The sequence below is a fragment of the Phytoactinopolyspora endophytica genome (assembly GCF_004138495.1).
Classification (GTDB): Bacteria; Actinomycetota; Actinomycetes; order Jiangellales; family Jiangellaceae; genus Phytoactinopolyspora; species Phytoactinopolyspora endophytica.
In genome coordinates this window covers 214,167-222,187 of record NZ_ML142853.1, presented here as the reverse complement: position 1 = coordinate 222,187, position 8,021 = coordinate 214,167, and the positions used below count along the sequence as shown (strand labels likewise).

Annotated in this window: 6 protein-coding genes; 2 read left to right on the top strand and 4 right to left on the bottom strand. The window is 67.7% G+C overall.

The window, feature by feature from the left end; genetic code table 11:
- Both ELR45_RS11850 and ELR45_RS11845 read left to right on the top strand, forming a co-directional pair.
- A partial coding sequence (locus tag ELR45_RS11850; RefSeq protein ID WP_205856447.1) for a flavin reductase family protein occupies positions 1-621 on the top strand: 621 nt, incomplete at its 5' end.
- Between the two features lie 309 nt (positions 622-930).
- Positions 931-1,869, top strand: a complete 939-nt coding sequence (locus ELR45_RS11845; protein WP_129666196.1) for a hypothetical protein — start codon at positions 931-933, stop codon at positions 1,867-1,869.
- Between the two features lie 59 nt (positions 1,870-1,928).
- Here ELR45_RS11845 and ELR45_RS11840 read toward each other — a convergent pair whose 3' ends face one another.
- The 4 genes from ELR45_RS11840 to ELR45_RS11825 all read right to left on the bottom strand — a co-directional run.
- Complete coding sequence (locus ELR45_RS11840) at positions 1,929-3,500, bottom strand: MFS transporter (RefSeq protein ID WP_165367696.1); 1,572 nt, start codon at positions 3,498-3,500, stop codon at positions 1,929-1,931.
- 289 nt (positions 3,501-3,789) lie between these two features.
- Positions 3,790-4,671, bottom strand: a complete 882-nt coding sequence (locus ELR45_RS11835) for a helix-turn-helix domain-containing protein (protein WP_165367695.1) — start codon at positions 4,669-4,671, stop codon at positions 3,790-3,792.
- A 61-nt stretch (positions 4,672-4,732) separates the two neighbouring features.
- Complete coding sequence (locus ELR45_RS11830; protein ID WP_205856446.1) at positions 4,733-5,650, bottom strand: phytanoyl-CoA dioxygenase family protein; 918 nt, start codon at positions 5,648-5,650, stop codon at positions 4,733-4,735.
- An 87-nt stretch (positions 5,651-5,737) separates the two neighbouring features.
- Positions 5,738-8,021: DUF6351 family protein (locus ELR45_RS11825; RefSeq protein WP_165367694.1), on the bottom strand; the 2,284-nt coding region annotated here is incomplete at its 5' end.

Here is an 8,021-nt window from a genome sequence, read left to right as displayed (position 1 = left end):
GATGAGCCCGAGGTACCAGCGTCGCTACATGCCGTCCAGGCCGGATCCGCTGAAGCCGGGAGCACACCGATGACCGAGCATGTCGCTGCGCGCGCGGGTGGGGCCCAGTCCAGAAGCGGTGCCGAGAACGCCCCTCAGTTCCGCGACGCGATGGCGCGGCTCGCAGGTGGCGTGGCGATCTTGACCGTGCTCGATCCGATCGGGCGCGACTGCGGGCTGACGGTCACGGCGGTCTCGTCGGTCTCGTTGGAACCCGCCCTGGTGCTCGTGTGCGTCAAGAAGGACGGATTCATCCACGACGCGCTGTTCGTCGCCGACGGGTGGTCGCTCACTTTCCTGGCCGCGGATCAGGTAGATGCGGCGCACTACTTCGCCAGGTCCCGGTATCCCGGCGACCGGGATGACTTCGCCGCCTGGGGCACCCGGCGTGCGCACGCCGGCGAGCTCGTGTTGACCGGCGGGGTGGCGGCCGTCGAGTGCGAGCCACACCAGTTGGTCGACGCCGGGGACCACACCATTGCCATCGGCCGGGTCGTCCGGACTCCGGGGGATCTGACCGGAGCGACTCCGCTGCTCCATGTGGACCGGACGTACTGGACGCCTGGCCAGGAGCTCGAGTAGAGACCGCGCCGACAGGGATTCGTCTCACCCGTGGAACCCCGCGTTCCGGGTTAGCGGCGAAGCCGGCAGCCACATCGATGCTTCCTCACCGGGCGCCTTCACCGCCGAGCGGTGGACGCGCGGCCCCAGTTGTGTCACCGGCACCCCTGTCTGCGTGGCGTAGGAATGATCGAGCGACCGGCGAATGTTGCCGCGGGGCCTGAGGTTCGCCGGTGGAGAAACAAGACGATAACGCAAGCAGGGACCTTCATACTTAGTCGATGAGAAATAAACACATGCACATCGACGTGTATGAAGGGTTCAACGGCCATGCTTTCGACCTTGCATGAGAGCCTGGTCGAGATGTTCCGCGACAAGCCGTCGTTGGCAGCTGACCTATTGGCTGGGCCCCTTGACGCACCCGTCCCATCGTTCGAACGCATACGGGTCGCCTCGGGCGACGTGACCACGTTGGCCCCGGCGGAGCTGCGCGCCGATGTGGTCCTGTCCTTCACCGACGAGAGCGACGATGGCGAAGAGAGACCGACACTGACCGTCGTCGTCGAGGTTCAGCTGCACAAGAACGACCGCAAGAGGAGATCCTGGCCGGCATATGTGGCCAAGCTGCATGCGCGGTATGGAAGCCCGGTCGTGCTGCTTGTGCTGTGCACCACGTCGGCGACAGCAACATGGGCGGCGGAACCCATTGCTCTCGGACCTGGCAGTATCGTCATGCCGCTGGTGCTCGGGCCGGATCTGGTGCCTGTCGTCAACACTGCCGAGCATGCGCGGCGTGCGCCAGAGATCGCCGTGCTCTCCGCTCTGACCCATGGGCGCGACCGACGGCGTCGCGACGTGCTGGACGCCGTCATGTCCGTGTTCGGTTCCCTCGATACCGAACATGCACTCTTGTACGCTGAAACCATGCTGGTCGCGTTGCCTGAGGAGGCGCGGCGTTACTTGGAGGCACAGATGACCACCGAAGGTACTCACAAACTGGAGTTCAGGACCGAGTTCTTTCGCCGTCTGAGAGACCAGTATCTCGTAGAAGGCAGAGCCGAAGGTGAAGCGCTAGGTGAGGCGCGAGGTGAGGCGCGAGGTGAAGCGCGAGGCGAGGCACGAACGCTCTTGACGGTCCTCGCGGCCCGTGGGATCGACGTGCCCGACGACATCCGTATTCGGATCACCGGATGCACCGATGCCGACGAGCTCGACGCCTGGGTCAAGCGAGCCGCTACCGCGGATTCGATTGACGATCTGTTCGACTAGCGCACTGTGCTTGGGCTCGGAGGAGGGCGGCGTATCCACGCCGCCCTCCTGCGACGCGTCTAACGGCCGGACTGAGATGCGGCGATCGTGACATGTGTCCGGCGGCAGTCACGTGGGCGGAGCCCGATCCACGCGATGACGGCGCCGACGAGGCAGCTCACCGCGGCGATGCGCAACGCGGTGGACACACCGTCCAGCAGGGGGCCGGGATCGGTGGCCCCGGTGGAAGACAATCCGGCCGCGGCCGGCAGCACAGCGACGGCCAGCAGCCCGGCGATCCGTGCGACGGCGTTGTTGACCCCGGACGCTACGCCTTGCCGCGCCGCCGGGACGTCGGTGAGCGCCGTCGTCGTGACCGGTGCCACCAGCAGCACCAGGCCGACGGCGAACACGAGGACCCCTGGCAGCACGCCGGTGAGATAGGTCGTGTCGAGGTCGATGGTGGAGAGCAACAGTAGGCCGAGGGCCGTCAGCACACCGCCGGCGGTCAGCAGCGGGCGGGCACCGGTGCGCGGCAGCAGCGCCCCGACGCGGGCGGAGAACGCCAGCAGCATCAGTGTCAGCGGGATGGTCGAGGCCCCCGCGGCCAGTGCCGAGTAACCCAGACCGCGCTGCAGGGCCAGCGAGATCAGGAAGCCCATGCCGGTGAGCGAGGCGTAGACGACGACGGTGAACAGGTTGGCGACCGAGAAGGTCCGGATCCGGAACAGCTCCGGCGGCATCATCGGCAGCGTCCGCCACCGTTCGTAGAGGGCGAAGCCGCCGAGGGTCGCCGAACCGGCCAGCACTGATGTGAGGACGGCCCAGGTTGGCAACCGCTCCACCTCGATCAACGCCGCGACGACGAGCCCGAGCCCGGTTGCGGTGAGTGCGGCTCCTGGCAGATCCACACGGGTGAACACGTCGCGCCGCGCCAGCCCCGAGCCGGCGCCCCGATCGGCGGGCACCGCGGACCGGGTCACGATGATGGCCCCGGCGAGCAACGGCAGATTGAGCAGGAAGATCCAGCGCCAGGATGCCGCGTCGACCAGCCATCCGCCGACGAACGGGCCGATGGCGGTGGTCACACCGGACAGCCCGGACCATGCACCGATCGCGCGGCCGCGGTGTTCCGACGCGAACGTGCTGGACAGGATGGCGAGACTGGTCGGTGTCAGCATCGCAGCGGACACACCCTGCAAGGCTCGGGCACCGATCAGCGCTCCCGGGCTCCATGCGACAGCACAGAGCAGTGATGCGACACCGAATCCCCACATCCCGATGAGGAAGACCCGCCGGCGGCCGAGAAGATCCCCGAGCGCTCCGCCGACTAGGACGAGCGCCCCGAGCGCGAGCAGGTAGGAGTTGAGCACCCACTGCAGCGCGGAGAACTCGGCGCCGAGGTCCGTTCCGATCCGGGGCAACGCCACGGTGACGACCGTGCTGTCCAGGAAAGCCACGCCGGAGGCGAGCACCGTCGCCGTGATGATCAGGCGGCCCTGCCGGCTGCCGAACTCGATCGGCTCGACGTCGGCCGGTGCAGTCGCCACCGACTCGGTCTCGACGGCGGGCGCGTCTACCGCTGCGTCCTCGCCTGGCCGCTCGGCCGCGCGATCATAATCATCTGAGGCGGGTGGGTCGTTGCTGGTCATTCCGGTTCCTTCGTCGTTGGCGGTGGGCGCACCCGCCGGTAACGCGTAATCATGGTGCCGCTTGGCGGCAACGGTAGCGGGCAACATGCTATTCCCGCGCATTGTCGCCTGAACGTGAGCGGACCCGCGGCAGTGACACGGGTGCTGCCTGACCCCGCGAAGAGCCTGGTGGCCGCGGATAGCAGAGTGTGCCGCGGTTGGCGGTGTGTGCTGCGGGGATCCTGATGGCCGCAGGCGGGCGTGCGCCGTGGTTCGCAGGGTGTTCCGCGGGTGCCGCGCGGCGTAGACGTCAGCTGTCGGCGCCGTGGAGCCGGCGTTCGAGGGGCCGCAGCCCGGCGTCGGCGAGCGGCGACGGCCGTGACGCCGACGGGGCCTCGGAGCGAAAGACGCTGGGCGGTACTCCATAGACGGTCCTGAACCGGCGTGAGAAGTGGTAGGCGTCGGTGAAGCCGCACTGCTTGGCGATGGACTCGAGTGTCAGATTGCTCATCCAGAGCAGCGGCTCGGCGCGGGCCAAGCGGACGAGTTCCAGCGCGGCTACGGGGCCGACACCGAAGCGATCCCGGAAGATGCGGCACAGCGAGCTTGTCGAGATCGACGCGGCTGTGGCGAGCTCGTTCAGCGGAACGGGCCGCGCGACGCCGTCCGACCAGTGACCGGCGACGTGTGCCGCCATCGCTTCGAGCGGTGCCGGCAGGGGAGGGCCCTCCTGGCCGGGCAACGGCCCGGCGACGAATGTCCGCAGCAACAACGACAACACGTCGCAGGCGCGTTCGCGCCAGCCGTGCGGTTGCGCCTCTCCGAGCCAGAGCAGGTACTGGCACAGCGATCCCATCGGGCCACCGCCCTCGTCGAGCTGACGCGTCAACGGCCACTCACGACGTGGCGGCAGCGGCGACGCGCCGTCGGGCAGTGTGAAGTGGACGTAGGCGTGCCGCGTCGAGCGATGCGGGTCCCAGCGGAAGAAATCCCGCATGCCGGGGCGGACCAGGAGCAACTGGCCGGGGACCAGGGTGTTCGTGGTCTCGTCGCAGGACCACGTGGCGCGGCCGTGCAGGATCCAGACGAACTCGAAGCTACGGGCGTCCCGGGGACCGAAGGTGGATCCGGGCGGGTAGTCGGCCACGGTCGGCCCCAGCCGCGGAACGAGCTCGATCGTCGACTCTCCCATGATCATCAACCGTTGAACCGCTCATAGTGTGGCTGACGGTTGATGATCATGGGGGCAAGGGTCATCGGTCGCAGCCGCCCTCGCGGTCGGGCCGGATGTAGGCGCGACGGATCTGCTCCAGACCCTTGTAGGCGTACGGGTCGGTGCCGGCCACCATGACGATGTCGCGGAAGTCTGCCTGCGCCATCGGCGTGCCCTCCACCGGTTTGCCCCACGGCAGCAGCGACGACGCGCTCATGTAGTGGTTCACCAGGGCCCGGCGATACCCGCCGCTTGCCGTGTTCGGCAGCGACTTGTGCAGCAGATGTCCGTTGAACACCAGTACCGAGCCGGCCGGGATCTGCACCGGGACGGCGTCGTCGTCGGTGTAGGGGAAGTCGAAGGACTCCACCGTGCAGTCGTAGCGAGGGTCGTCGTGCTCCCGGTTCGGGTAGATCACGCCGCGCTGGTGTGAGCCGGGCAGCACCCACAGGCAGCCGTTCTCCACGGTCGCGTCGTCCAGCGCGATCCACGCCGCCGTGAGCGAGCGGTCCCGGGTGGGGATGAAGAACTCGTCCTGGTGCCAGGCCTGGCCCGGCTTACCGTCGGCCTTGATGAACAGCATCGACTGCATCGCCTTGACGTCCGGCCCGATCACCTGGGTCAGCGCGTCGACAATGGCCGGGTGACGCATCGCGTCGAGCATCAGCGACGAGAGCTTGTGCGGGTAGTGGATACACAGGTAACGGCGCATGAGTTCGTCGTCGGAGAGTGCCGAGTCGGCGTCGGTGCTGCCCTTGATCTCGCCCAGTTCGCCGCGGCAGATACGCAGGGCTTCGGCCCGCAGCTGCTCGACCTCGTCGTCGCTCAGCGCCTTGTCGAGGACGACGAATCCGTCGCGCTCGTACCGCTCGGCCATTGATGTGCTCGCAGGGCCGGCCGGCTGATCGGTCGAGACGGTGCTGTCGAATTGTGTCGGTGCCGGTGTGTGGACCGTCATCTGAACCTCCTATGTTCTACATCAACCCTGCCGGTCAGCTTGGTCATTCGACCATGGCTGACCGGCGCGGGATGATGTCGAATCATGTCAGAAGCGTAGCCAGGTGCCGGTGAGGCCTTGTTGTTCGTGGCCTGGTTTGGTGTAGTCGCAGACGCCTTCGGTGAAGGTGTCGGTGAGTCGTTGCCATTGTTCGTCGCTGAAGTCGGCGTCGTAGTCGTCGGGGTCGGGTGCCTTGAGCTGGCATTTGATGATGTCGGCGGCGACGCTTTCGCCGGCGACTTCGCGGGGGAATGAGGCCGAGGGGTAGAGCTGTTCGCATTCGCTGTCGGGGTCGCGGTCCAGTGGTTGGGCGATGAATTCCGCGTTGGTGTCGCGGGTGTTGCAGCCCTCGACGAGCTCGGCCGGCCGGGCGTCGGTGATCTTGTCGATCTGTGGCCGCTCCGACGTGTCACCGGTGATGCCGGTCAGCCATTGGTCCATCTGGGTGATGGCGTGGCTGACCAGTGGGCTGTCGGTGCTGAACCCGCCGTGGCGTGAGTCTTCCAGCAGGCTGACGTGGTTGGCGGTGGTGCCGTTGGCCTTCATCAGCCGTTCCCGCATGGAGAACGTGTGGTAGCGGACGTGGATGTCGCCGTTCGGGTTGTCATCCCGGTACGGGCGGTAGTCGATGATCGGGATGTCGGCGAGTCCTCCGCCGCCGTTGGTCAGCCGCCCGGTCTGGTAGGCGATGCGGGCGGCGTCGAGGTCGGCCTCGGAGCGTTCGGGGCGGATGTTGGCGTCGTTGTCGAAGCCGCCGACGTGCTCGTTGAGGTCGAGGAACTGATCGACGGTGATGGCGCCGTCGTTGAGCGCCTGTAGCCCGTATTGGATGCCGACGTTGTCCAGCGGGCGCCGGGCGAACCCGGTGTCCGGGTCGGTGCCGTAGACGTTGACCGCGTGGTCGTAGACCCCGCAGCGCACACCGTCCGGGTTGTCATCCGGGTGGTACCGCTGGTCGGAGGGCACGATGCCGCAGAACGACGTCGGCGAGATCCGCCGCGCCCCGCCGGCGACGTTCGGCGCCGTGGCATACGTCTGGAACCCGGTGACCCGGCGCTGCTGTTCCTCCGTCCACTCGGTCTCCGTGGACGTGAAGTAGGTGTCGAGCAGCCACGCGTCGGTGATGAACGGTACCGTGCCGAACGCGACGTCGGGGAAGGAGTTGCCGACGACGATGCCGTCGAAGATGCCGGGATAGTTGTCGCTGATCTGGTGCCCTTGGTATGACCCGCCGGACGATCCGAAGCCGATCAGGTGGTCGACCGGACCATAGCGTTCGACGAACTCCTCTTTCACCATCATGGCGGACTCCGCCGCCGTCAGGTCCGAGCAGTTCACCCCGAACACGTTCAGCGACGACGACATCACCGCATACCCCTGGCCGAGCATGAACTCGTCCGTCACACCACCGGTGCGGTTCCCCTGCCGGTACCAGCCGTTCGTGCACCCACCGCCGAGCGTGAAGATCGCCCCGCCGTTCCATGCCTGCGGTCGCGTCGAGAAGCTCGGCTCGGGTTCCTCGAGCGGGTCGTGCAGCACGGCCGTCTGGTAGATCGAGCGGTTGACTGTGCCGGTCTCCATCCGCACGATGAACGGCGCCTCCTCACCGTCCGAGGTGACCGTCGTCGCCAGATCGTCCGGATACGACGACGCGCCGTCCGGCCACGGCGCGTACTCGCCGTCGCCGGTGGAGTAGACGTAGTCGACCCGTGGTTGGATCGAGCAGTTCTCGTCGATCGGCGCACCCAGGTTCCCACCGATCACCGGCATGGTGAACTTCGTGGTCTCGCACGCGAACGGCTGCTGCTGCGGGCCGGAGAACACTGGCCCCTCGGCGGGATGGTTTTCCAGGGTGAGCGTCGATTGCCGGTCCTCGGCGCTGGTCGCCGCGAGCACGTTGTCCCCGACATTGAGCCCGTCGACCAGCCCGATGAGGGTGCGGGCGTCCTCGTCGACGGTGAGCTCGGACGTGACGTCCTGGCCGTTGACCGTCACCTCGACGTCGCCGAGCGCGAGCTCCTCGGCGACGTTCACCTCCACCAGCGCGTCGCCGCCGGACACGGTGTCCGGACGGCCTGACAGCGTGTTGAGCGCGAGCGCGTCGTCGTTCTCGCCGTCGCCCGCCGGAGCGGTCGTCGCCTGCACCGGGTCGGACGCGGCGCTGCCGCGCGACGGCCGGCCAGGCTCGGTGTGGACGACGGCGTAGACGCGGTGCTCGTACGACGTGTCGGGCGACAGACCGGTGCTGGTGAACGTGGTCTCGTCGCCCGGCACTTCACCGGCGAACTCCCACGCGCCGTCGCCCGTGGGGCGCCGTTCGATGTGGTACCCG

Bases quoted from the DNA above. Each gene is read 5' to 3' on its own strand.
- ELR45_RS11845 (WP_129666196.1), top strand. From the start codon at position 931: ATGCTTTCGACCTTGCATGAGAGCCTGGTCGAGATGTTCCGCGACAAG.
- ELR45_RS11840 (WP_165367696.1), bottom strand. From the start codon at position 3,500: ATGACCAGCAACGACCCACCCGCCTCAGATGATTATGATCGCGCGGCC.
- ELR45_RS11835 (WP_165367695.1), bottom strand. From the start codon at position 4,671: ATGGGAGAGTCGACGATCGAGCTCGTTCCGCGGCTGGGGCCGACCGTG.
- ELR45_RS11830 (WP_205856446.1), bottom strand. From the start codon at position 5,650: ATGACGGTCCACACACCGGCACCGACACAATTCGACAGCACCGTCTCG.